The 26485-nt window shown below is 44.7% G+C and carries 12 protein-coding genes; 11 read left to right on the forward strand and 1 reads right to left on the reverse strand.

From position 1 onward, the window contains the following. Positions 1 to 6 precede the first annotated feature (6 nt). From ABN764_RS17430 to ABN764_RS17455, 6 genes are all read left to right on the forward strand, one after another. A complete protein-coding gene (locus ABN764_RS17430) occupies positions 7 to 855 on the forward strand; it encodes a MetQ/NlpA family ABC transporter substrate-binding protein (RefSeq protein WP_446672634.1) in 849 nt (282 codons plus the stop codon). 13 nt (positions 856 to 868) lie between these two features. Continuing rightward, a complete protein-coding gene (mtnN, locus tag ABN764_RS17435) occupies positions 869 to 1591 on the forward strand; it encodes a 5'-methylthioadenosine/S-adenosylhomocysteine nucleosidase (protein WP_446672635.1) in 723 nt (240 codons plus the stop codon). A 638-nt stretch (positions 1592 to 2229) separates the two neighbouring features. Further along, positions 2230 to 3111 carry a hypothetical protein gene (locus ABN764_RS17440; RefSeq protein WP_021256867.1) on the forward strand — a complete coding sequence of 294 codons (882 nt, stop codon included), beginning with the start codon at positions 2230 to 2232 and terminating at the stop codon, positions 3109 to 3111. A 1422-nt stretch (positions 3112 to 4533) separates the two neighbouring features. Next, the gene (locus ABN764_RS17445) at positions 4534 to 8904 is read left to right on the forward strand and encodes a choice-of-anchor Z repeating domain-containing protein (protein ID WP_446672636.1); all 4371 of its coding nucleotides are present in this window, start codon (positions 4534 to 4536) and stop codon (positions 8902 to 8904) included. A 95-nt stretch (positions 8905 to 8999) separates the two neighbouring features. Beyond that, the gene (locus tag ABN764_RS17450; protein ID WP_446672637.1) at positions 9000 to 15005 is read left to right on the forward strand and encodes an RHS repeat-associated core domain-containing protein; all 6006 of its coding nucleotides are present in this window, start codon (positions 9000 to 9002) and stop codon (positions 15003 to 15005) included. Positions 15006 to 15015: 10 nt separating this feature from the next. Beyond that, a complete protein-coding gene (locus ABN764_RS17455) occupies positions 15016 to 15528 on the forward strand; it encodes a hypothetical protein (RefSeq protein ID WP_446672638.1) in 513 nt (170 codons plus the stop codon). 688 nt (positions 15529 to 16216) lie between these two features. Here ABN764_RS17455 and ABN764_RS29565 read toward each other — a convergent pair. Next, the gene (locus ABN764_RS29565; RefSeq protein WP_512699560.1) at positions 16217 to 16585 is read right to left on the reverse strand and encodes a transposase; all 369 of its coding nucleotides are present in this window, start codon (positions 16583 to 16585) and stop codon (positions 16217 to 16219) included. Positions 16586 to 17142: 557 nt separating this feature from the next. On the opposite strand from ABN764_RS29565, the gene ABN764_RS17460 reads away from it, so the two are divergent. The 5 genes from ABN764_RS17460 to spoVAC all read left to right on the forward strand — a co-directional run bounded on the left by ABN764_RS17460 (position 17143) and on the right by spoVAC (position 26461). Next, entirely contained in the window at positions 17143 to 20196 is a 3054-nt protein-coding gene (locus ABN764_RS17460) for an NPCBM/NEW2 domain-containing protein (protein ID WP_446672639.1), read from the forward strand. Positions 20197 to 20701: 505 nt separating this feature from the next. Then, positions 20702 to 23737 (forward strand): DUF4855 domain-containing protein, encoded by a 3036-nt coding sequence (locus ABN764_RS17465; protein WP_446672640.1) that lies wholly within the window; start codon positions 20702 to 20704, stop codon positions 23735 to 23737. Positions 23738 to 23920: 183 nt separating this feature from the next. Beyond that, positions 23921 to 24625 (forward strand): RNA polymerase sporulation sigma factor SigK, encoded by a 705-nt coding sequence (gene sigK / locus ABN764_RS17470; RefSeq protein WP_044355087.1) that lies wholly within the window; start codon positions 23921 to 23923, stop codon positions 24623 to 24625. 231 nt (positions 24626 to 24856) lie between these two features. Further along, positions 24857 to 25516: a carbohydrate-binding family 9-like protein gene (locus ABN764_RS17475; protein WP_072728933.1), complete on the forward strand. Its 660-nt coding sequence runs from the start codon at positions 24857 to 24859 to the stop codon at positions 25514 to 25516. A gap of 447 nt (positions 25517 to 25963) precedes the next feature. Continuing rightward, positions 25964 to 26461, forward strand: a complete 498-nt coding sequence (gene spoVAC / locus ABN764_RS17480) for a stage V sporulation protein AC (RefSeq protein ID WP_021256862.1) — start codon at positions 25964 to 25966, stop codon at positions 26459 to 26461. Positions 26462 to 26485 lie beyond the last annotated feature (24 nt).

Consider the following 26485-nt stretch of genomic DNA (forward strand, 5'->3'; position numbering starts at 1 on the left):
AATCGTATGACTAAAAAGAGAGTATGGGGCGGATTAGCGGTTGGGTTGGCTTTGACACTGGTGCTGGCCGGCTGCGGAGGCAAATCATCAGGCGATGCTGGGAAAATCGTGATCGGTTCTCAGGGATCGGACGCTCAGATTTGGAAGCATATCGCGCAATCTCAGGCGGCGAAGGACGCCAAGCTTGATATCGAAGTCAAGGAGATCAATGGCGGCGTAGAGCTGAATAACGCAACCAAAGACGGGGAAGTGGACGTCAACGCATTTCAATCTTGGGCGTACTTGGTCAGCTACAATAAAGACAGTAAAGCTGATCTTGCAGCAGTAGCGACAACCTATCTAGAGCCGATGGGAATCTATTCGCAGAAGATCAAGGATATTAAGGATGTTCCAGACGGCGCTCTTGTTGCTCTGGCGGATAACCCAGCCAACACGGCAAGAGGATTAAGTTTGCTGCAGGCAGCAGGGCTCATCAAGTTGAAAGAGGGGTTCGACCTTGGAACGGGTTCAGAAAGTGATGTTGTAGAAAATCCGAAGCATCTGAAATTCAAGCTAATTGACGATACGACAGGCCCGCGGGTCATTCAAGATGTGGATTTGGTATTGATCGGGAATACGGTTGCGATGGAAGGCGGATTGAACGTATTGAAGGATTCGTTGTTCCATGAGGAGATCTCTGTGGATACCAAGCATAATATCAACGTGCTCGTGACGACCTCTGATAAGCAGAACGACCCAGGCATTTTGAAATTAGGTGAATTATACCACAACGAAGATACGCAAAAATATATAGAGAAAGAGTTCGGAGGCACAAAAGTTCCTGTTGAGAAACCGATCTCCTATCTGAAAGAATAGTGAGGCTGGCTTCATGCGGATTGCGATTATAACAGCGATGGAGGAAGAAATGGCTCCTTTTCGAAGCCAGTCACAAATTACAGCAAGAACACGGGTAGGCAAAGTTATTATCGAAGAAGCGATGTACCAAGGACAATCTCTGATTCTAGTGGAGAGCGGGATTGGCAAGGTCAATGCAGCAGTGGCGGCGACGCTTGTGATTGAGCGTTATAAGCCGGATGTCATCATCAATTCCGGATCGTCAGGCGCATTTGGCGCAGGATTGGACGTTGGCGACGTCATTATCGCTACTCAGTATGTGTATGGCGACGTCGATGCCACCTGTTTTGGGTATGAACCCGGTCAGGTTCCGCAAATGCCGGCTAAGTACGAGGCGGATGCGGAGTGGCTGAAAGTGGCGCGGCAAACTGCGGCATCAGCCGATCTTCCATACGCTCTTGATTTTGGATTAGTGCTAACATTGGATTCGTTCATGAGTGAGTCCGAGCGTGTGGAGGGGATTAAATCCACTTTCCCTCTCGTGAAGGTGTCCGATATGGAAGTGCTGGCAATTGTACAGTCAGCAGCGCAATATGGAATTCCGGTTTTATCCGTCAAGGCCGTATCGGACATTGCCGGGTATGGCGATGTCACGGCGAACAGCTTCGATGATAATCTGGATGTCGCCGCTGATCATGCCGCACACTTCACTGATTTGCTAGTTCAGCGCCTTCGATCCATTGGGGTTGCGAGCTGAGCAAGGAATAAAGATAAGATAGACCCGCTAACGGTACGTACGAATGTACGCATTGTTGGCGGGTTTTTCTTTGTACTCTTCTTTGTTATTATGTTTTGTCTATGGCACATAGCTTATGTGAAATAATTGATCATTTATAGTTTACACTGGTTGTTTTGTATAGTAATGTATTTATATGGGTAATATTGGAAGGATCTTTTGATAGATTATAGAAACTAGTGGAAAGCGATTGTAATTCCTCAATGCTTCTCTTTTCGATTAAGATTAAGAAATTTGTAAAGTAATTATTCAAGTGTTTGGTATACATGGAAAGTGAATTGCGGTTGTTGTTATAGGATGTATACGTTCCAAGAACATCAAGTTGGCTGTTGAACTTTAATAACTCCAGAATAAGCAATTCTTTGTCGTTATTATTATCGATAGTCGTGTGCATTTGAAATAGGATACGTTTGTAGTCATTGTCTAACTCATTTCTTAGTGTGCTAGCAACATGTTGACTATAAATCCCGAAAATAACGGATAAGAGGAGGAGTGAAGAAAGTAAAGCAATTAACATTTTTTTTGTTTGGGTCATTAGAATCACCTCAGTATATATGTTCTAGTGCAGAATACCAATTTGTTAAAGGAGCGTTTGAAAAATGAACAAGATTATTTCTTCTTCACTGGCTTTATTGTTATTATTTCTTATAATGCCACAATTTTCATTTGCTGACAATGAACTGTCCGAAATGGAGAAAAAGGAGTTTCTTAGTGCTACTGGTCTTGATAATTTCTTCACATCACCAGAAGATGAAAGGCTTTTTTTCGAAAGCAACAAAGATTTTGATTTTAAAAATGCCAAACGAGGTTCAACTCAAACTTCATACTTTAGGTACGAAATCATTAATTTTAATGATGTTATTGAGAATGGTGAAGAACCGATAGTACAAACAACGGTTGTAACTGAAGAAGAAGCTCTTAAATCATTAAGTAATAAGATTTATTCAGGAAATAGTTCTACTTTAGGACATAGCGAGGGAGAATATCTGAGCTGGATTAAATTCGAGTTACTCTCTGTTCCAAGTGATAGTGAAATAATGTATCTTGCACAGTTCAGATGGTTAAAGACCCCATACTATAAATTGACTGATCATATTGCAATAGGCGTTTCGAATAATTTGTCAATAAAACCGGGTAGTTCATATGCAACCTACTCGCGGGAGGTATATTATGAAGGTTCAGGGTGGGAAGGAAAGTCTGATACCTTCAAATCACCTAAAACTGAAGCTGGAGGCTATTATTACCCGTTTCGTTTAGTACAGAGCGGAAGCCAAAAAGATTTAAGAAATGTAATGGGCTCTATGTTGTTAAGAGCGGAAAAAAGGAATTTCAATGCACCAGTACAAGCATATGATGGATTTGCAGCTTATGTTCATGAAGAGTTAGGATTCTCTGTTTCAATTTCCATACCACTCGGTGGTTCAATAGGGGTATCTGGTACACATGATAAAGCTACAGCACATGTAGTGGATAGGTTTTAATCACGGAGTAAACAAGTATACTAAGAATCTTTCGAATGTGAGATAGAAAAAAAACACCTTGCAAGTTTAAGTGGCCAGTTGTCGGAAAATAATAGGCGACTGGCTATTTAGTTTTATATGAATTACACTGCCTTGATTGATATGGAGCATCATCATGCCCGACTGAATCGGAATAATTGTATCGATTACAAACGACGTGTCTTTCTTATCTGCTATATTGTAAAAACATCTCCCGATGTACAAGGGAGCGAACACGCGTTTCTCTAACCATAATATTCGGATGACATAGTAGGATTGACAATCTGCGGGATGGAAGGCGACACATTCAATCGAGTCAATGAGGAACACAAATAAACATTCTGATTACAGACCAAGTACAATCCCTAATGGGAGATTACTTTGCAGGAAGCAGGTGTAAGATAGTCGAAAGTGGTGATGGTGGATGCCTTGTGATCAAGATGCGGAGTGGCTGAAAGTAGCGAGGCAAACTGCGGAATCAGCCGAGCTCCCATATGCTCTTGTTTTGGATTGGTGTTGACGCTGGATTCGTTCATGAGCGAGTCCGAGCGTGTAGAGGGGATCAGAACCATGTTCCTCTCGCGAAGGTACCTTGCGAATTGTACGAGTTGGTCGGCATTGGGAGAAGAGGCTGCCGGGAATAATCCCTGTAGAATACTATAACTACTGCATAAACATCCCCTTCTTGAAGAAAGAAGGGGATGTTTATTTCTAGATATCGTAGGATCGAGATTTGAATATTTAGACGAGGGTGTCTCAGGAGAATTTTTAGTTTAGGTCGACCGGACTGACAAGGCTAAGAAGTGATATTTATGAATCAGATTATTATCTTGGAAGAGATTGAAAAGAAAGCGGAGCTTGTTTTTGTTAAAGGTTAGATGTGATCGGGAGTTAAGATAGATATATTTACATTTTAGAGAACCTTAGAGGTTCTCTTTTTTACGAAAGTTTTTAGCGATAGGTTTCAGTTTCAGATCATCTACTGATCTAGTAAGCATGTCACGTTTAAGCGACTTATTCCGTTACTGAATACCTACCTTCAATTTTAATTTTAAATTTAAAGTTAATAAATCAAATATATTCCATTTTCGGGACATATAAGTCTTTTTTACTGCACGAAGTCTTTTTTACTGAATATTTTGACCTACACATCATCGAAAAAAAGATTGATATTCGACCTATTATCCTATAGATTAGTAATGTTTGGGGAAATTTCAGGTTTTCACTAAAAAACCGTCGATTTTTAGCTGAAAAGTCTGAAATAAATAGGATGGGTTTTTCCTTTATAAAACCATTTTTGTATATCATTATAAAAAGGGGATGTTGAATTTTCATTGAAAATTGAATGAATCACATAGTAGTCTTCATTTTATTTATCATGATTAGGGGAAAGGATTGTATATTTTGAAAAAAGTAATCCGTAAGTTGATGTTCTACATATGCGTATTAGCACTTACGATGCAACCAGATCTAGTACATGCATTAACCGTTGAACAGGATCGTACGCTGCAGGGATATTTTCAAATACCTGCCAACACCTATTGCAGTAAAGCGAGCTTTATCGATTTATCCCTAGAATTTACGAATACGCAGGAAACTGAAGCAGTCGTAACTCTACTTTTATTCAAGAAAGATGGTAGCTTGTATACGGAGAAAGGAACGAGTATAGATGGGCTGGAATCTACGATTGAGCCAGGAATTCCTTTTTCAATACAAAGAGGTTCCACTGAAACCTACCACATTTCTTACGGCGGACATCTGAATAATTGTTCAGATCGTGTATATTCAGGAAAGCTTGTGGTTACATCGGGTACAATTTCGGCAAATGGATGGGTGGACACAATCAACGGTCTTCATCCAATTCATTTCGGTGGGAGCCAGGCAGGCGGCCAGTTGAGCGGCAGTCTCATTACGCCTTCTGATGTTATACCTCCTGCTAGCGTACATAATCTGCTAATAGGTTCGACGTCACCAACAGCAGTTAGCCTGAAATGGACAGCGCCTGGCGATGACGAGATGAAAGGGAAAGCAGCCTTTTATGATATTCGTTACAGTACATCGCCGATCACGGAAGCGAACTGGAATGATGCGACTCAGGCTACCGGTGAGCCGGTTCCTAGCTTGGCTGGTGAGCTGGAGAAGTTTACTGTGCAGGATTTGGATCCTAATATGATCTATTATTTTGCCCTGAAAACCTATGATAAGGCGAATAACGGTTCCGCTCTTTCTAATGTGGTTAAAGGCGTAACGATTGAAAAGGGACCTGTCCTTGAGCGCTATACAAACTCGATTATTCCAATCATGACAAGTTCAACTCTGCCTTCAGGTAAAGCCGCAGCGACAAGTGTGAAAGATTACTATGCGGCATGGAAAGCGTTTGAACCAGGGACTCAAGCGGGGCACAGTTGGTTGTCAGCCTTTGCGCCGACATTGGCAGAGCCGCAGCGGGTCTGGTACGAATTCGATACGCCAAAGCAAGTTGCGAAATTTGCAATTTATCCGACGGAAGCGTTGAATTCAAGTCCGAAAGACTTCGAGCTTCAAGGCTGGGACGGAACGCAATGGATAACGATTCAAAGGTTCACAAACGTGACAGGTTGGGTATATGGTTCCAAAAAAGAATTTACGCTGCAAGGCACGCTCGGCAGCTACTCTAAATACGGGATTAGTATTACGGCAACAAACGGCAATACAGCCTATACAGGCATCGGATTTATCGAAATGTTTGAACTCAAGAAAGCGATTGAGGCTGTGACTGATTTGACACCTCAAGCACCTACAGAATCTTCGATGAAATTGAAGTGGACAACACCGAAAGACGATGGAACAGTCAAGACGCAGAAGTTCTATGACATTCGATATAGTACCATCCCGATTACCGAATCGAACTGGATGAAAGCTGCTCAAGTGATTGGAGAACCGTTCCTTGGTGCTCCTGGAACAGAAGAATCTATGGTTGTTAAAGGGCTGCATGCGAACAGAATGTATTACTTCGCAATGAAAACCTATGATGAGGCAGGCAACATCTCGGAACTCTCCAACGTTGTACATGGATCGACATTGCCGCTGCCTAAAGATCCGGGTGTTAAGCGCTATACGACCAACGTCATTCCGCTTATGACAGGACCGGATAAGCCGTCTGGCAGAGCAGATGCAACTAGTGTCAAGGCTTATCATGCGGCATGGAAGGCCTTCGGAATATTTGGCGAACCGGGTAATAGCTGGCTCTCCAATTTTGCACCAACCGAACTGGAACCACAACGGATTTGGTATGATTTCGGAATGCCTAGACAAATTACTAAACTAGCTATTTATCCAACTGAAATTTTAGATGCCAACCCGAAAGATTTCGATCTGGAAGGCTGGGACGGCGTCCAGTGGGTAACCATTCAAAGCTACACGAATGTTGTCGGCTGGGTATTCGGATCCAAGAAAGAATTCATTGTGACTAATGCACCGCAAAGTTATACCAAATATGCAATTCGTATTACGGCAACGAATGGAAACAACGATTTCACAGGCATTGGATTTATCGAAATGTACGAGTACAAGAAGGCTATTGATGCGATCTATAATTTAACGCCTCATTCTCCAACAGAGACGACTATTGATTTAACATGGACGTCGCCTGGCGATGACGGAACGATCAAAACATCGAAGTACTATGACATTCGTTATAGCAAGGATCCGATTACAGAGGAGAACTGGTCCGTTACGAACGCAGTTTATGGCGAACCATTCCCTCGTGCGGCAGGCTTAGACGAATCTTATACTTTGACAGGTCTTGAACCAGATACGATGTACTATGCAGCAATGAGGACGTATGATGAGTCGGGCAATATTTCATCGCTATCCAATATCGCAACGGCTACAACATTGCCGAAGGGATCCTCAGCGGATGGGAAGAAATATTCTGCAACGATCATCCCGACTCTAACGGGTAGTACGACACCAAGCGGCAGTGCTGGAGCAACAAGTGTTAAAGATTTCTATGCAGCATGGAAGGCTTTTGAGCCGAACGTGCAAATAGGAAACAGTTGGGTGTCTGGTTTCCTTCCAACGCAAGCGGAACCGCAACGCGTGTGGTATGAATTTGGGGAACCGAAGCAAGTCGCTAAGTTTGCGATTTATCCAACTGAAGTGCTCGATATGAATCCGAAGGACTTAGAGCTGCTAGGCTGGGATGGGTTCAAATGGATAACGATTCAAAGCTACACTGACCAGAAGGGCTGGGTGCTCGGTTCGAAGAAGGAGTTCACGATTGCCAATCCGGGAAGCTATACCAAATATGCCCTAAGCATCACATCGAACAATGGGAATCCTTCGGCAACGGGCGTAGGGTACATTGAAATGTATGAGCTGATTAGCCCGTTAGGCAAGGTTACGAACTTGTCACCGATTTCTTCAACCGATTCATCGATAAAATTGAGTTGGACATCGCCAGTGGATGACAGACAAGTGAAGACACCAAAACAGTATAATCTTCGTTACAGTACAGCTCCGATCGATGAGATGAACTGGACAACCGTGACGCAATCTGTTTACATGCCGCTTGCGAACGCTCCAGGACAGAGCGAGTTGATCGATGTTAAGGGATTGAATGAAAATACGACGTATTTCTTTGCGCTTAAGACAGTGGATGATTCAGGGAATACTTCAGCATTATCCAATGTGATCAGCTTTGCCACAACTAGCTCAAGTCAACAAGCGAAGATCGGCATCACGGATCTTTCGTTGAATAGCGGAGACATTGCTGGAGGTACCATCATTACAATTCATGGTACTAACTTCACTAAAGGACTGAAAGTGTACTTTGGTGGCGAAGAAGCCATGGTCAACAGCGTATCCAGTTCCCAAGTAAATGTTGTGGTGCCTAAAGCAATGAAGGGTGGAGCTGTGGATGTTAGAATCGTGAATCCGGACGGCCAGCAAGTCGTAAAACCAATGGCGTATACGTATTCCGTACCATCGACCGCCCCGACAATTTCAAAAATATCCCCTACTAGCGATACCATTGCTGGAGGAAGTCATATCTATATCGATGGCTCAAACTTTATGAAAGGGGCGAAGGCATACTTTGGCAATACAGAGGGGGAAGCAGAGTTCATTAATGCCGCAAGAATTAGAGTAAAAGTACCGAAAGCAGCAGTAGCGGGTCCTGTAGATATCCGGATCGTAAATCCAGATGGTCAAGAAGACATTGTAGTAGCCGGGTTCACCTATAACTTACCGGAGCAATCGGCTGCTCCGACAATTAAATCAATGACCCTTACTAGCGATACGATTGCTGGAGGAAGTCATATCTATATCGATGGTTCAAACTTTATGAAAGGGGCGAAGGCATACTTTGGCAATACAGAGGGGGAAGCAGAGTTCATTAATGCCACAAGAATTAGAGTAAAAGTACCGAAAGCAGCAGTAGCGGGTCCTGTAGATTTCCGGATCGTAAATCCGGATGGTCAAGAAGGCATTGTAGTAGCCGGGTTCACCTATAACTTACCGGAGCAACCGGCTGCTCCGACAATTAAATCAATGACCCTTACTAGCGATACGATTGCTGGAGGAAGTTCAATTTATTTCGATGGTTCAAACTTTATGAAAGGGGCAAAGGTGTACTTTGGCAATACAGAGGGGGAAGCAGAGTTCATTAATGCCACAAGAATTAGAGCAAGAGTACCGAAAGCAGCAGTAGCGGGTCCTGTAGATATAGTGATTGTTAATCCGAATGGTCAAGATGCAGTCTTGCCTTTAGGATTTACGTACAAAACTAAATAAATTCTAAAGAAGCTTCAAGAGGAAATGGATCAGCGCCTTGCGCGCTGATTCATTTCCTTCCTAGTTTACTCACACTGCAAGGAGGCTCTTATTACGTGAATGCTATCAAAGCGGCATTCGGCCGAAAGAATGTTCGAAATGCCTATTTTCATAAATGGGCGAAGAAAGCCGTAAAGCCACTCTTAAGCGGTATAATTGCAATTGTTATGGTCATTTCTGGAATCCCGCTATACCCCGGAGACCAAATGGGTCAGGCTCATGCCGCGACGATTAACGCATCGATTAACCCATCGAAGTTTAACTTGGTCTATAGCGGGAAAACGGAAATAGCATGGAACTATCAGGATCGATCTCACAGCACAACATTGGAAATATGCAAGGTGAAGCCAATTAAGCTGCCTCCCCCTCCTAAGGGAGCAGAACCGCCTACTCCATATTCCCGTACAACGTTGGAGCAAATTCGAACGGTTCCAGATACCGGACAGAAAAGTTATAAGGAGAGCTGGAACGGATATGTGAACAATAAGCCGCTTGCAGCCACGAACGAATCTTATACGATATGCGTTGTTCCGAGCGGAGCAGAGAAATATTTTTCTTTTGCTAATGTGACGATCGATAACCCTGCTCCTCCTAAACCTGCTCATCTGCAAGTTTTGCCTAACTTGGATTCGACGTCCCACATCATTCGAGGGGTTGCTGAGCGAGGCACAAAAGTGCGTTTGTCGATTCAGTACACGAAACGAGAGAAAAATGGCAACAAGTATGATCAGGTACGCGGTGATACAGTAAACTACGAAATCGACGTACCGTTCGACGACAATGGGAAGAACGACGGCTCGCACTTGACATGGTCGAAGGATTTTGATTACAGCAAATACTTCACGGACTTTCCGGAAAGAGATGATAACAAGCCGGCTAAATACGTACGGGAGTGGCAGCTTCCGATTGAGCTGAGAGAATATGAACTAGCAGACATTACGGCTACTACCGAAAGATTGCCAAGTAATCCGTTCTATAATACGAACAACCCTGCTTCGAATAAATCTGAATTGACGAACAGTTCCGGCATTTTTGATGTGCGAGGTTATTCGGATTTGCGTGTCGAGCGTTTTGTGGCACCCGCCTGGGACGTTAGCTGGGGTGCGCTGGCAGGGTATTATTATAAAGCGACAAGCATCGCCATGATGGACAAGAAGATTATAGAGATGGCGAATGACAATCTTATTCCTCTAGGGATCTGTAAGGAAAATGTGGTTTGCCCACAGAGAATGGAGAAAGGCTGGAACCTTATTCTTCAGGATCATCCGGCTAATCAACAACACGACTTGCAATTGGCAGGGAATATTTTAGAGCAATTTTTAGGTGATTTAACACCTGAAGCTATTGCAAAACGCGGTAATTTTCCTAACCCGTCCTGGTGGGATCCCATCAACTTGGCAACGGGCAACTTCGATTTCAGGCATACGAACATGTCGTTGCAAGCGAAGATGCCGCTCGATTTCACGGCAACGTACCATAGCCGGGACGACTATAACGGATCTATCGGATACGGGTGGCACCATTCGTGGGAATGGCGTGTAGAACGTGAAGATCAGACGATCGTGAATGTTGTTACGCCAGAGGGGGCCAAATACACCTATAAGCCGACAAGCGACGGCCATTACCGTACGCCCGATGGAACTTACAATACGCTCATCAAGCAGGCAGATGGCACGTATCTCATGGAGACGCCTCAGAATTGGAAATATATTTTCCGTCAAGACGGACTGCTCTATTCGATCACAGACCATAACGGCAACCAGACCCAACTGACTTACCAAAATACTGTATTACAAAAAGTAGAGACAGTCGGAGCTTCGATGACGTTCGATTACGGTCCGGGAGGAAAAATCGCAACCGTAACCGACCAAACGGGGCGTCAGGTCAAGTATGAGTACGATGAAGACACGCATGACCTAATCTCGATGGAGTTGTCTGACGGCGCTGTGATTCGCTTCAAATATGATGATAAGCACCAGATGACCGAGATGACGAACCCAGAGGGGAATTCCACACTCGTTAATACATATGACGATAATGGGCGGGTTATCCGACAAAAAGATTTTAACGGAAATACAGGAACAGTTCGATATCTCTTGAATGAACGGAAGACAATCACGACCGATCCGCTAGGTCAAGAGAAAACGTTCGAATACGATGATAGATTTCGCCAGACCGCTATCCATTATCCGGACGGAACGGTTGAACGGTTCGCCTACGATAAAAACGACAACATGACCCTTCATGTAGACATGAAAGGGAATAACTGGGGATACGAGTATGACGAAAAAGGAAATTTGACGAAGACAATCGATCCTTTACAACATACGACTGTCACCACCTACAACAGATTCAACATGCCAGAGACGATTACAGATGCGCTTGGCAACGTCACAACGATTTCCTACGACCAACATGGGAATACGATCGGCATGACAGATGCGCTCGGACAGCAGTCCGTCTTTACTCGGGATACGGACGGCGTGCTAAGCGGTATTGTGAATGAGCAAGGGGAGAAGGTCGAGCTGCGAAATGATTCTGCGGGCTTCGCGGAATATGTGACGGATCCGGCAGGGTTTAAGCAGCGCTCGCTTCGCGATGGTCTCCACCGTGTGAAAGAACAGATCGATCCGTTAGGCCAAATCACCAAATTGGAATACGACCAACGGGATCGCGTCAAAACGCGGATCGATGCACTTGGGAATCGCGAGCATTTTGGCTACGATAAGGACAGCAACCTGATTTCGTACACGGATGCATCCGGTTCCAAGACAACGATGACGTACGCCTTCAATAAAGTGCATACGGTAACCGATCATCTGGGTTATCAAACGACGTATGAATATGACCAGCTCGGCCGGGTAAAGAGGACAATTGCGCCAAACGGGGCCGTGACAACGTATAGCTATAACGATAAAACCCGAACCGAGACGATGAGGGAGCATTATACAGACGAACATGGCGTGAAGCATGCTTACGTAACGGAGTATCGATTCGATGCGAATGGCAACTTGGAATGGCAGAAAAATCCGAACGGTGGCATCACCCAAATTCAGTATGATGAGCGCAACCTGCCAACGCAGGTAACAGACCCTGAAGGCGCGGTGACTGTCTATGCGCATGATGCGCTCGGACGCCTGACACAAGAAACCGACCCGCTTGGGGCAACGACGGCGTATACATACGACAAACTCAACCGATTGACTACGGTTACCGATGCGCTTGGGCAAGAAACCAAGTTTGAGTATGATAAAGTCGGCCGCTTGAAACAGACGGTTAAGCCTGGCGGAGCGATCTGGAGAATGGGATATGATGCTCGTGGGCTTTTGACGGAAATCATCGATCCGATGGGCAGCGTGACGACAATTCAGCTGGATGAGCTTGGCCGCGCTGTTGCATCCAAAGACGCCATGGGCGCAGAGACGAAATATAGCTACGACGCACTCGGACGGATCATTTCGATCACCGATCCGTTGGGGAATACGACGAAGCATGAATACGATGCAGTCGGACGACTGCTCAAGAGAATAGATGCGAACAATCACGAGACTTCATACCGCTACGACGCATTGGGGCAACTCAAGAAAGTAATCAATGCTCTGGGCGAGGAAACGAGCTATAGCTATGATGCATTAGGAAATCTATCGAAAAAAATAACAGGCTCCGGAGCGAAAACGCAATGGACGTACGATCTGCTGGGCCGTCTTACGCAAGAAACGAATCCGAACGGCGAAACGGAGAAGTACTGCTATAGCTCAACAGCAGAGCTAGCAGAGAAGAAAGATGGGCTTGGTCGCACCACAACCTATTCGTTCGATAAACGAGGTGCGGTTACAGGAATAAAACTGCCGGACGGCAATTTGCTGAATTACAGCTATGACGGTCGGGGGCAACTCGTAGGGGCCGACACTTTGCAGGACAAGAAGTCGCTTTCCTACGACGCATTAGGCCGCGTCACAAAAATAAATAACGAAACGTGGAACAAAGCAGTTCAATTCGCCTACGATGCCGCTGGCAATCGGACAGCAGTAACCGATCCAGAAAAACGGTCCATAACGTATACGTACGACGTGCTGAACCGACTCACGTCAATGACGGATCCGGATGATTTTACAACAAAGTTTGCGTATGACAAGTTAGGTGCGCTAACGAGCATCGAGCGTCCGAATGGCATCAACACTACGTATACCTACAATGCCAACCATTGGATGACGGGCCTTGAGAATCGCGGGGACTTTACACATAATTCTTTCACCTATGAATATGACAAGGTCGGCAACAAAAAATCTCAAGTTGAAGAAGATGGTGCACGAACGACCTACGCCTACGATCCGCTGGATCGTGTGTCGAAAGTTGAATATCCGCAAGCGAAGAACGCGGAAATTTTGAAAATCTACGATCTGCCGTTCAAGAAAGCATATCGTAATTGGTCGCCCTACTCGTACCGCAATGCGATGGTGACTCCGTCACAAACGGTCGAGTACACCTACGACAAAGACGGAAACCGCCTGACGATGAGTGAAGACGGTAAGATGACAGCCTATAAGTACGATCCTGCAGGTCGCATGATCCAAGCGGGTAAAGAACAGTTCAAGTATGATGCTAACGGAAACTTGATCGAGCAAAGTGGAGGCGGGCAAGGCCATGTCACGTACAGCTATACAGGCTACGATAAGCTGAAAAGCGTGCAGTATGACGACCGTTCCAAAGTCGAATACGAATATGACGCTTTCTTGCAAAAGATCGCCCGTACCGAATCCTTAATCGACCCACGCCAGCAGGCGGGGCGAGAAGAAGCTCTGACCAAGCAGCGCATGTACTACCTTAACGATGGATTGAACGTGATGAAGGAATACGGGGAGAATCTGGAGCCTATCGCACAGTATTATGAAGCGAATGGTCAGATCATATCCAGAAGAGCGTTCCAATACACGGGTCGGGACAACATTGACGTGCCGTTGAACAAGCGGAGCCGACCGCAGGTACGCGGAATGCTGCGCGGCGATATGACGTATTACTTGAACGATCAACTAGGATCGGTGACCCATATCACGGACCGCACGGGCGAGACACTGGAGCAATATCGCTACGATGCTTTCGGAAGCCTGATGACCCCGATTACGCCTGAATACAACACGATCGGCTATACTGGCCAGATTCTCGATCCGAAGACGGGGTTGATGGACTATAACGCCCGTTGGTACAACCCGAACATAGGGAGGTTTACTACAGAGGATACGTATGAAGGGGAAATTGCGAATCCGTTGAGCCAAAACCTTTATACGTATGTAACTAATAATCCCATAGGGTATACTGACCCGAGTGGGCACGAAGGAATAGTCGTATCGGGTGGAAATTATGCTGTCGATTCCCATGGAGGATATAAATATAATTTCATCGAACCGGCACTTAAAAAGATATGGGAACTAAGAAAAGGTAATCCGAATGAAACAATTGCATGGCTTGTTGCTGATGAAGGGTGGAATGATGGAGATTGGGCTAACTTTTCAAAAGCTGTTAGCACGCTGAATGTAAATACAATTAGGTTAAGCAGTTCGGACGATTTCATTAATTACATTAACAAAAAAACTGGTGGTAATAGCAGGATGAACGATAAAATAACCAGTTTTACATTGTTCTCACATGGACTTAAAGGCAAGATACCACTAGGATATAATTATAGCTCTTCATACAATGCGAATTTGGATTTAACAGTAGCTAATATTAAAAACATTAATGGCAAAGCGTTCGATACCCCTTTATCATGGTTTTACTCATGCAATACAGCAACAGGTGGACGTAAAAGTTTCGCTCAAGCTTGGGTTAACCAAGTTGGTGGGAGAACTCAGGCATATGAAGGTAAAACAACATATCAATATATGATGTATCCAAGAGAATATTTTACTTGGAACGCAAAATTCAACAGATTATTTGTCGGTAAATGGTATGATTACGCTGAATTTGTTGAATTAGCGAGGGAGTCATATGGATTTTCCAGAACTGGCTCTGTACGATACCCTGAAGCTGATAGCGGAGCGACTTTGTTGAAGTTTACAAGATAAGGGTGATGTTATGGTGTTGGATAAATTTAGGGGAGTGAAGAGGGTAGTATTCTCTATAACGTTATCTGTATTAACAATATCAATTTTATTGAACTTTATTCCAATAAAATTTGCAGTTAAACTCGAAGATGCACAACAAAAATTAGAAGCCGGAAATTATATTTGTGTAACAGAATCTAAATATGTGCTTGAAACAGGCTGGATTGCAAAAACAGATACTAATTCACATTTAGAAGAAGATCTTGCTGTAATGGTATTCCGAAATAGTCCCAATAAGTACCTAGCTAATAAGGAGTTTGATTTTAATTGGTTTGAAGTAGAGAACAGATTCCTTCTAATTGGTGAAGTTGAACATTTCAAAGAAGATAAGGAAACTAATGTTTTATATGCCGATCTTAATGTGGATAAATGGGAAATAGTATATCCAATCAGAAGAGCATCTTTTAGAAATTACTTTACGCCAAATAGCTACCTCAGTATTTATGACTATGACTTGATAAAATTAATTAGAGCAATATGGTAAATAGTTGAATCTATATGACCACATGCGAGTGTAACAACTCCATGTGGTTTTCCTTTTTTTTGATTGTGTCCCCCATCCAGTGCCGAATGAATCGGTCGGCATGTCTCGAAAGAACTAAACCTTCATCAACCTCGTATGAAATTATAGGGTGTTACTTGGGTGCTTGTGATTATGTGGGGTAGCAGAAATATAACTAATTCCACTTATATTCCTGAATTTGTTTATAGCTATGCAAATAATAAGCCACTGAGTATGATTCGATCAGAGTTTCTGACATAGTAAAATATTCCTAATATTTGATGAATGATGCGACAGGTGCTTTAAGAAGTAATAGCAGAGATATTAAACAGTACGCAAGAAAATATGGGATCGCACCTGCTATAATAGGGTCAATCTTTTTTAGAGAATAATATACTAGGAAAGACATGGATCTATTGGTGATAGTGTAGGGTTAAGGGGCTATTATTCAAGGTACTACGAGATTTGCTTGGTGTATACCATACGTCTTCTTCAACCAAATTTGCATTCGTGGATGTCCTAAATTACCACGTAAGCGGTGATGCCCTTCTAATATTTCTTCCTTTAATAATTGATCTTCCAGTTGTTTAAATGAAACGTACCACGTCTTCGCTGCCATTTGTAACATCCACTTCTGGATACATGGGCGATCTCACAAAGCATTGAGATGCTATATTCCTTGACTGAGAGTTGCTCCATAACGGCATATTGGGCGATTTTGCTTACGGTTTTCTTTCCGACTTTTGAAGCGCACAAAGCTTTTTAAGTATTCATTCTCCGCACTTAGTCTAAATAATTCTTCAGACCTTAGTGGGTTCTTTCTCGGCCTACCTTTGATCAAACTTTTTGATTTCTCACGTTTCTCTTCTAGCCCAGATATGTCTTCATTTTCATAATATTTAACCCAGCGTCTTATTAAGGCCTCTGAAATACTCAAATCCTTTGTAACTCGTTTATATCCTAATCCACAATCAAGATACATCTGCACTGCTTTATTATTCGATTCAACTGAGTGTGCTACATTCTTTTTATAAAAAATCCCCCTCCAATAGTTATAGTTCGTTCTACAGCAGCCATTACAACTTACTTCTCTTTAAGCTCATGTTCTAATAATAACGGAAAATAAGCTGAATAACACGAACGATATTACCAGATCATTAATTATACAATCGTATAGGATATACAGTAGTTACCAGATTACCGCGAGTGAAATGCCAATCATGTACCTAATTCACTCAACTTCCAGTGAAATGGGTCCGATCGTTGTCACATTTCACCCTGCTATTTGGAGCGTGGGCGATGCGATTGATGGCCGAAATTCTCTTAAACGTCTGAAGGATTAGGAAACTAGCAACTATGCTTTTACCCGTCTGCATCACCGACCTGCCTCACTTGATTTCTAACTATCATCTTTAAGAAAAATTTGAAATCGCTTACAAATTATTTTATTCCGGATTTCATGAAAGGGGGATCAAAATCGAGTATTTGCCCGGACAGAGAAAATCGTTGTAAAGAAGAAAGGGGGCTTGGTCTGTTCTTATACCGACTGTTGCATTTGGCAATCCGGACAAGAAAAAAGAAAGGATGATAGTTATAATGAACAACCCTTGGTTACGAAAGTCGTTAGTAAAGCTTTTGTTTTTGTTTGTGCTGTGCATTGGTTTGTTAGGGTTCAATTATTCGCAAGCCTTTGCGCTTGACAATGGGCTTGCGCAAACGCCTCCGATGGGCTGGAATGGCTGGAACGCCTTTCATTGTGACGTGAATGCCGTTCTCGTGAAGGAAACGGCTAAAAAGATGGTTGATTCCGGGATGAAAGAAGCGGGCTACCAATACGTTAATCTCGATGATTGTTGGATGCTTAGTGAGCGCGATGAAAACGGCAATTTGGTTCCCGATCCGGCAAAGTTTCCAGACGGGATTAAGGAAGTCGCCGATTATGTTCACTCTCTCGGTCTGAAAATGGGCATTTACGCAAGCGCAGGGAATAGGACTTGTGCGTGGTATCCGGGGAGTCTCAATTATGAAGAGAAGGATGCCCAACGTTTTGCCGAATGGGGAATCGACTATTTAAAATATGATAATTGTGGCGACCCACTGGGTCAACCGCTACAGGAACGCTATGTGAAGATGCGCGATGCGCTTGCAGCTACAGGACGGGACATTGTTTTCAGTATGAGCGTTGGAGGAAACGAAAATCCGTGGGAATGGGGCAAGCAAGTAGGCAATCTGTGGCGGGTTACTGGTGATATCAGTGATTCGTATGAAAGAATGTTAGTCCATATCCTTCGGAATATGGAACTGTATCCGTATGCCGGTCCGGGCTATTGGAATGATCCCGATATGTTGGAAATCGGCAACGGGGGCAAGAATCTAGAAGAATATCGAACCGAATTTGGTCTTTGGTCCATAATGGCTGCGCCATTGCTCTCGGGCACCGATTTACTGAATGCCCCCCAAGAAATTTTAGATATTTACGCCAATGGTGAAGTGACTGCGGTGAATCAGGATCCAATCGGATTCCAGGGACGTCCCATCAAGCAGCAAAACGACGGTACTTATGTATTGTTGAAACCGATGGCTAATGGGGACAAAGCCGTATTGTTCTTCAACGCGAATGGTGCTCCGACAAATATGGAGATAAGTTTGAGCCAATTGGGCATAACCCCGTCTGTAGACAATCAAACCTACACGGTTCGAGATCTTTGGGCACATGAAACAACAACGACCACTGACAAAATCAGTGCTTCTGTCCCGGCTCGCGGGATTATGATGTATCGCATCAGTCCTGAAACGAGCAATGTGATTTCAACGGACGGGTTTGAGCGTGTTGTCAATAATGACGGCAAGGAAGTTTGGGTGAAATCGTTATCTAATGGAAGCAAAATGATTACATTGGTCAACCGGACTACTGCAGCGACAACAATCACTGCTGAACCGGAAAAATTAGGTTTCAAACATGCTCCGGTTTACTTGGCTGAAGACGATTGGACTGGTGAAAAAATGAGTTACGCCAGCAAAATTGTCTCCGACGTTGCACCATTTTCAGCGGTTACCTACCGTGTTGCAACGGGAACACCGAACCAGGCGCCTTCCGCTGTTGGTATATCGTTTGACGGACCTTCGATTATTGCCCCAGGTGAGACCAAAACGATCACAACAACGATGACCAATTATGGAAGGGCTGCTGTCCATAACCTGAATCTCAACCTGCAAGTGCCAGCAGGATGGGAAGCAATCCCCAGTTCGGCCACCACAGTTAATAACATGCCACCGCAAGGCAATAACAGTTCCGTTACGGTGAGTTGGGCGGTGACGGCTCCTCAAGACGCTGTGGTTGGCTGGAACCACCTTTCAGCGGATGCCGTGTTCAATTCTGGTGGCGGAAATCAGGGGCATGTACGCTCAGGATTTTCCGTGCAAGTTCCATCCTCTCCTCCGACGGACGATGCGTTTATTAGCGACATGCAGTTTTTCGGCAATGTTACAAACGGTTGGGGTCCGGTTGAAAAGGATACAAGTGTTGGCGGGAGTGGTCAAGGAGATGGCAATATGATTACGCTGAACGGTAAAGGGTATGAAAAAGGGTTAGGCGTCCATGCTTACTCTAAAGTTTCCTATTATATTGGCAAACACTTTGCAAGGTTTATCTCTGATATTGGCCTAGACAGTGAAACTCAAGGGAGCTCTGTCATCTTTCGAGTGTGGGGAGACGGGCAAAAGCTCTATGATAGTGGTGTAATAAAAGATAATGCGGAGCCCCAGCATATCAATATTGATGTTTCTACTGTCGATGTTCTTACGTTGGAAGTAATAGACGGTGCTGTCGGCAATAGTGCAACACATGCTGATTGGGCGGGAGCTAAGTTGTTGAAAGAGGTGTTGGTAGATGACATCAGGATCAACGGGGAATCTTTCACAAGCTTTGATCAGGTAACGCAAGATTACTACATGACATTTTTGGAAGGCACGATAACGGATGTGCCTACGGTGGAAGTCATTCCGGCCAATAGCGATGTTCAGGTAAATATTTCACCAGCTGATCAACTTCCGGGTACCACCGTGATTACGGTAACCTCGGCAGATGGATCAGTGACGAAAACGTATAAGATTCATTTTAAAATCACTCCACAATTGTATGTAAGCGACCTTCCGTGGATTTATGCGACGACTGGCTGGGGAACGATTCATCGAGATGCTAGTGTCGGAGGGAACCCGATTAAATTGTTAACTGATTCGGGCATTGTCACCTATGATAAAGGAATTGGAACGCATGCGAATTCAGAAATCATTTACGACATTGCCGGGAAAGGGTATGATCGCTTTCAAAGCTACGTAGGCCTTGATCACGAATCACACAATAACGATAGCGGATCCATAGTTTTTCAAGTATGGGCCGATGGTGAAAAATTGTTTGACAGCGGGACGATGAGACGAGACACTCCAGCCAAATTTGTTGATGTTGATATTAGTGGAAAGAAACAAGTAAAGTTAATCGTTACCGATGCTGGCGATGGAATTGGCAATGATCACGGAGATTGGGCGGACGCCCAATTTATTGCTGACAACAACACTGCTCCCGAAATTCATACAAAGATAAACGATGAGGATCTTCAAACAGAAGTGACTGTGCCTGAGTCAAATCAATGAGTTCACGTGGAATGATATAGGTTCTTATAGGCCGTGTCCAGTTCGGACCCGGCCTTTTTTAAAATATCAGTTTTCGTATTTTTACAGACAGTAGTTCTCGTATGGCGTATGAAAAAAATTGCGCAGTGTATCAAATTATGTTGCTTGTTCTCCTGCAAGTCCCCCTCTATCATGAACGCATGCGGAAGCAATTTTCAGCCATATTCCAATGTATAGGGCCATGATCGCGTTCCAAATGATCAACAGGCGAAACACTCCTTCTATTTTGAAAGCGCTAACTAAGCACTGTTTTTGGAAGGCTGATACGCAGGTACATCTTTACTCAGCTACCGCTCACTCGTTTTGGGGATTTTAGGTTCCTTTTTCTGGAGGTGATCCCAAATGGTTTATGCCGGATGCTGCGAAAGGAGGGATCAAAAATCGAGAGTTCATCCAGAACAGAGAAAGGGGTGTAAAGGTTTCTGCAATTTCTGCACTTAATAATATAAGAAGAGGAGCTGGATTAATGAATTTGAATAAAAAATGGGGATCGATCCTGATTGCAGCTGTATTGCTGCTGACCTCAGTTTCTGTGGCACAGGCGAAGTCAACTGTTCCGACAGTGACCATAACAGAGACGGAAGATGCGATCCAGACAGAAGGGAATGATGCGGGAAATTCACAATTATTGGAACAATCAACGGATGACGGAGGGCCGGCAATGGATCAGGCAAATCAAACACAGGATGTACATCAAAAAGCAGCATCATCAGAGGATCAGACGAAATTCCGCAATCTCGCGCTAGGTATTCCCTATGAATGGTCTGAACAGCCGGACGCATCGCATCCGGACGACGGCCATAAGCTTACGGATGGAAAATATGGAGAATTGGATAGGAATTACCCAGCGTGGGTAGGACATGTGCGCGGAAAAGCACGTGAAGTCGTGTTCGATTTGGGCGAGGCAAAGTCGATCGGCAAGATATCAGCCCGCTTTTTTCAGGATTTCCCCACAAACTCTATCCTCGTACCGCTAGAGGTATCGATGTATGTCTCCGACGATAAGGAGAATTGGGGATTGCTCTCTCATAACGCCACTCAGCTGCTCTGGGGGTCAGGGCCGCCTAGACAGGAGACCTTTATATGGGACGGGAGCCGAGACGGAATCAATGGCGGGAAAACGGAAGGCAGGCTGGCTTATGCCCGTTACGTGAAAGTCATCTTTACGATGCATCCTTCACAATGGGAATACATTGACGAAGTTGAAATAACGGGTACGGACGGCAAGGTAGACGGGGCAGTAACCGTTCCTACTGAGCAGCCTCATTTTCTGGAGCCGGGTGAAGCGACAGCTGGGATCCGGAATCTGAATTTGCTGTATAACGGACAGTATGCAAATGGTTTGGGTGATTGGAGCAAGGAGCGGATTATTCCTAACATCAGTTATGTGAATAAGGATGGCGAGCCTACTGATTGGCTTTTTGATGGCATTTTATATCTCGGGCTTGCTTCACCTGCTGGCCGCGATTACGGCCTAGGGCAAACGAACTTAGAAGACTGGAAATGGTATTTAGATAAAACTTTTGCGGCCACGGGGGATATGCAGAACTTGAATGAGGCTACCAAGGAAGTCGGAGCCAAGCTGAACCAGCCTGATCATAAAGAGAAGGTTGTGTTAATGATTCCGGATCCAGGGGGATCCTTAACCGATTTTGGCGACATTGACGGTACGGGTTCCTTGAATTTTAACGAATCCGTTGTCGGTAGAGATAAAGCGCTTGAAAACAGGGGAAAAGCGATACAATGGTGGCTCGATCAGGTCCAGCAAAGATGGGATGCTGCGAACTATTCAAATCTTGAGCTTGTCGGTATGTACTGGCTGCCAGAACAAATCGATATAGGTGAAACGGGACCAGACACGGCTCGAATGATGAGTGAAAAAGTACATGCCATGAATTTGAAGGTGTTCTGGATTCCTCACTCTTTGGCATACAAAATGTATATGTGGAAAGACGTTGGAATAGATGCTGCTGCTTATCAGCCGAATTACTTCTTCGGTGGAATGGATGTTGACCGTCTGGAGGATGCTGCGAATAATGCAAAGCGGTACGGGATGGGGAATGAAATCGAGTTTGATGACGGTATGCTGACGGACGCCGTACTCCGCGAGCGTTTTATCGACTATTTGAACAGCGGTGCCACAACCGGCTTGATGCAAAATGGCTTTAGAGCTTATTACCAAGGAAATAATGCCGTTTACAACTTAGGAGTAAGCAAGGATCCAAGTTTGCGTTTAATGTATGACTGGCTGTATCAATATTTAAACGGAACATACGTCGTCCACAATAGCCCGGCACCGGAGGCGGATATATTCATTAACGGACAAATTTTAAATGGTGATATGAACATACCGGACTCGGAAATTCTTCAAATTACGTGGAAAATCAAAGACGACGATGGAAGCGGATTGGCGAAGGTAACAGTCTTGATTGATGGCAAACCTTACACCCCGGAAACACCATTTGATCTGGCGGGAAAACCGGATAAACATCAACTGGTCGTCACTGTGGCCGCTGCCAAATACAAGACGACGACTTACATCATCAGAGCGGTAGCGACCGCCGATACGATGAAAACACATGTGGATCGATTCGCAGAACAGAATCAGTTTACGACAGCTGAAGCCCCTCGTTCGCTGAACAATTATCTAGAACTGATGAAACGTTTTGAAGGAACAGATGCGGGCCAGTTTGACAAATACTTAAAAGGCTTCAATGTGAAACTAGATCAATTGTCGGTAGACCATATTATTTCGAATACGGCTTACGCCGCGCTGAAAGAAGAGGTTTATAGCCTCGTTGGTAATCTGGCGGAAAATAAACCAGCAACTGCTTCTTCCGTAGAAGGCTCCCTTGCGAGATTGGCGCCGGAAAATGCGGTAGACGGATTCTCTTCGACAAGATGGTCGAGCGCTTATGTGGATGACACCTGGTTCCAAGTCGATCTTGGCGAATCCAAGGAATTCGATACGGTTAGCATCGACTGGGAGAATGCCCGGGCTAAAACCTACAAACTCCTTGTCTCCGATGATAATCAGAATTGGACCAGTGTGATCAAGGACAATGACGGAATCATTACTGCGCATGCCGGAAAAGAAACCGTTCATTTTGATCCAGTCACAGCTAGGTACGTCAAATTCCAAGGCGTTCAAAAAAATACGGAATACGGATATTCCTTCTATGAATTTGGTGTATATAATCTTGCGGGAAGCAATGCGGTCACACCGATTGATGGCGCAAGAGCTCTGATAGATGTGGATGCAGGGAAATTAACGATCGATGGTCTGGTGATGAGTGGAAGCCAGTCCAAAGTGAATTTGAAAGTGCTCGATTCGAAAGGGAAAGTCCGGTACGAAGGCCAGACGACAAGCTCGGAAACTGGAAGATTCCAATTTTCGATCAAGCTTGTCGGGAATCTAAAGGGAACGAACGACGCCTATCTCTGGATAGAGGGAATGTCGACGCCCGTGAAGTTTACATTCGACTACAGCAAAAAGAACTGATACTTCGCAAATATATAGCCATGGACGCAGCATTATTTCCACGCTGTGATCCGTGGCTTTACCTTTTGAATTGCGCCATATTCTTTTCCCCCGTACAGGCACGCATAGGCGGCTGCCCACATAGAATGTAACGTTCTCAATCGGATAAATCATAAGGGTGTTTACGTCTTAGGAGGTGGAGTAATGCTTGGGTTTTTGTCGACGATCGCCATGTTCATTAAGCAGATTTCCTTATTGGTATCCTATGTTAAAAATAACGCGTTCCCCCAGCCATTAGCGGAAGAAGAAGAAATGAAGCATTTGCGCTTGATGGCAGAAGGGAATGCACATTCGAGAAATATGTTGGTTGAACATAACTTAAGGCTTGTTGCCCACATCGTGAAGAAGTTCGATAATACCGGCGAGGATCTTGAGGATCTGATCTCGATCGGCACGATTGGATTGATTAAAGCGATCGAGAGCTTTCAGCCGAATAAGGGGACGAAGCTGGCTACTTTCGCAGCTCGCTGTATAGAAAATGAGATACTGATGCATCTTCGTTCGCTGAAGAAGACACGCAAGGATGTATCGCTGCATGATCCAATTGGGACTGACAAGGAAGGTAATGAAATTACATTAATTGACATACTTGGAACGGAAAGCGATGAGGTCGTCGAGAAGGTGCAGCTTAAGATCGAGAAGAGCAAAATTTATCGCAATCTGGATATTTTGGATGAACGGGAGCAGGAAGTTATCCGGGGGCGGTTCGGATTAGATGGAGGCGGCGATGAGCGCACACAGCGGGAGATTGCGAAGGAATTAGGAATCTCACGTTCGTATGTGTCACGGATAGAGAAGCGGGCGCTTATGAAGCTGTATCATGAGTTTTATAAAGTGAAGCGAGATTGATCAGTACAAATAAGGTGAGCCTGGTCATGAAGAAATCGAAAAACCGAACAGAGCAGCGAGGATTGCCTTGCGGCTCTTTTTGGTGTGAGCGGATGGAGCACGATGTCGCAATCTCTTATTTACATACGACATATTCTATTGCTTGTTGGCTAACACGTGATACCTATTTCAATAGAAATCGATTACACTTGTGCTAGGACAACAATGATAGAGCATAAGGAGAGAGAGCGAATGACATCGGCTAAGCATCAAGGAATGCAACATACAGAGAATGATTTGCGTAGACCGCTGGACTATCCATGTACCTATATGCCAAGCGGTACGCCAGATTGGAGCTTAACGGATTCGGTAGAGCTAGTAGATGTAGTAACGGGGGCAGCTCCACGCCAACAGACGAAGGTGAGGGCTTGCTGGACAGATACGACGTTCCATATGCAATTTGAATGCGAGGATGATTACATCGTCAGCCCATATACTGACCGGGATGACCCTTTGTACGAGGCGGATGTAGTAGAGTGCTTCATTGATCCTGACGGGGATGGCCGTGCTTATTATGAATTTAATGTAAGTCCGCATAATGTGATATTCGATGCTTACATTACGAACAATCCTGGGGAACCGAAGGGCTTCCATCCGGAATGGAATGCCGAGCATCTGCTATCCTCTGTGTCGTATGTCAATGTTCCAGTACGCAGAGTGATATATGAATTGGCGATTCGCTTTGAGGACTTGGAATGTACTACACCAGAAGTGGGCTCTCATTTCCGTCTTAACTGGTTCCGAATTGATCAAGATAAGCTTGGTGCTCGCACTTATGATGCTTGGGCTCCGACAGGTGCAGTTAATTTCCACATGCCAGAATGCTTCGGAACGATTCGATTTACGAAATAGAATAGTGGTTGATACGAGTAAGCGCCTTTCAGGCCCATAAACTCAGCCTCTGTGCTGAGGGGGACTGGGGCGTTTATTTGTATAGCGAATAAACGAATCCCCCGAATATGGACATCCTGAAGGCTATTCTTCCTTAGCTTGTAGCGGAATATCAGGAACTGCATACACTAATGTATCGCATAGGGCCGTATCCAGTAATGCAGAGAGGAAGAGTGAATTTGGATAACAGGGTCATGGTACCGTTATTTAGCTGTATTGTGCTTGTTCTGTTCGTCCTGCTCGCTATTTGCTTGCTTCTGCTGCACCTGCAGCGACTGTTGTAGGCTGTGCATGAAGGCAGTATGAGATACATGACATATTCCATCTCCAAAAGACAAATACTGTGTAGGAATGATGATGCATGTGAAATGATGAATGCTACACAAGTATGTTGCAGGAGGTGGAGATATGGCGTCATCAACGAAATCCGGAACACCGAAATGGAAATCAGGAAATTGGACGCTTTCTGAGCAAGAGTACAAGCAAATCGCCAGTCGACGAGAGCCCGCGCGGACGGTAGGCAAAAATTGCATTCGTGCGTTCCTCGTTGGCGGTACGATTTGTTTGATTGGACAAGTTATCCAGCAGCTATATATGACGTATTTGGGCATGAGTGAGAAGGAGGCAGGTAACCCGACAGTCGTCACCTTAATTTTACTGTCCGTCATTCTTACATGCTTCGGCGTATACGACAAAATCGCACAGTGGGCTGGCGCGGGTACGGCCGTCCCGGTTACTGGCTTCGCCAATTCCATGTGTTCGGCGGCATTGGAGCATCGCAGTGAGGGCTTAGTGCTGGGGGTAGGAGCGAACATATTCAAATTGGCAGGGTCGGTCGTCGTGTTCGGAACCGTAGCGGCGTTCTTCGTTGCGTTGATTTATTTGATCTTTGGACTCCAGCATTGACTTGCTGCTGCATTATGAACGCAT

Source organism: Paenibacillus wuxiensis (assembly GCF_040195695.1).
Taxonomy (GTDB): domain Bacteria; phylum Bacillota; class Bacilli; order Paenibacillales; family Paenibacillaceae; genus Paenibacillus_B; species Paenibacillus_B suaedae.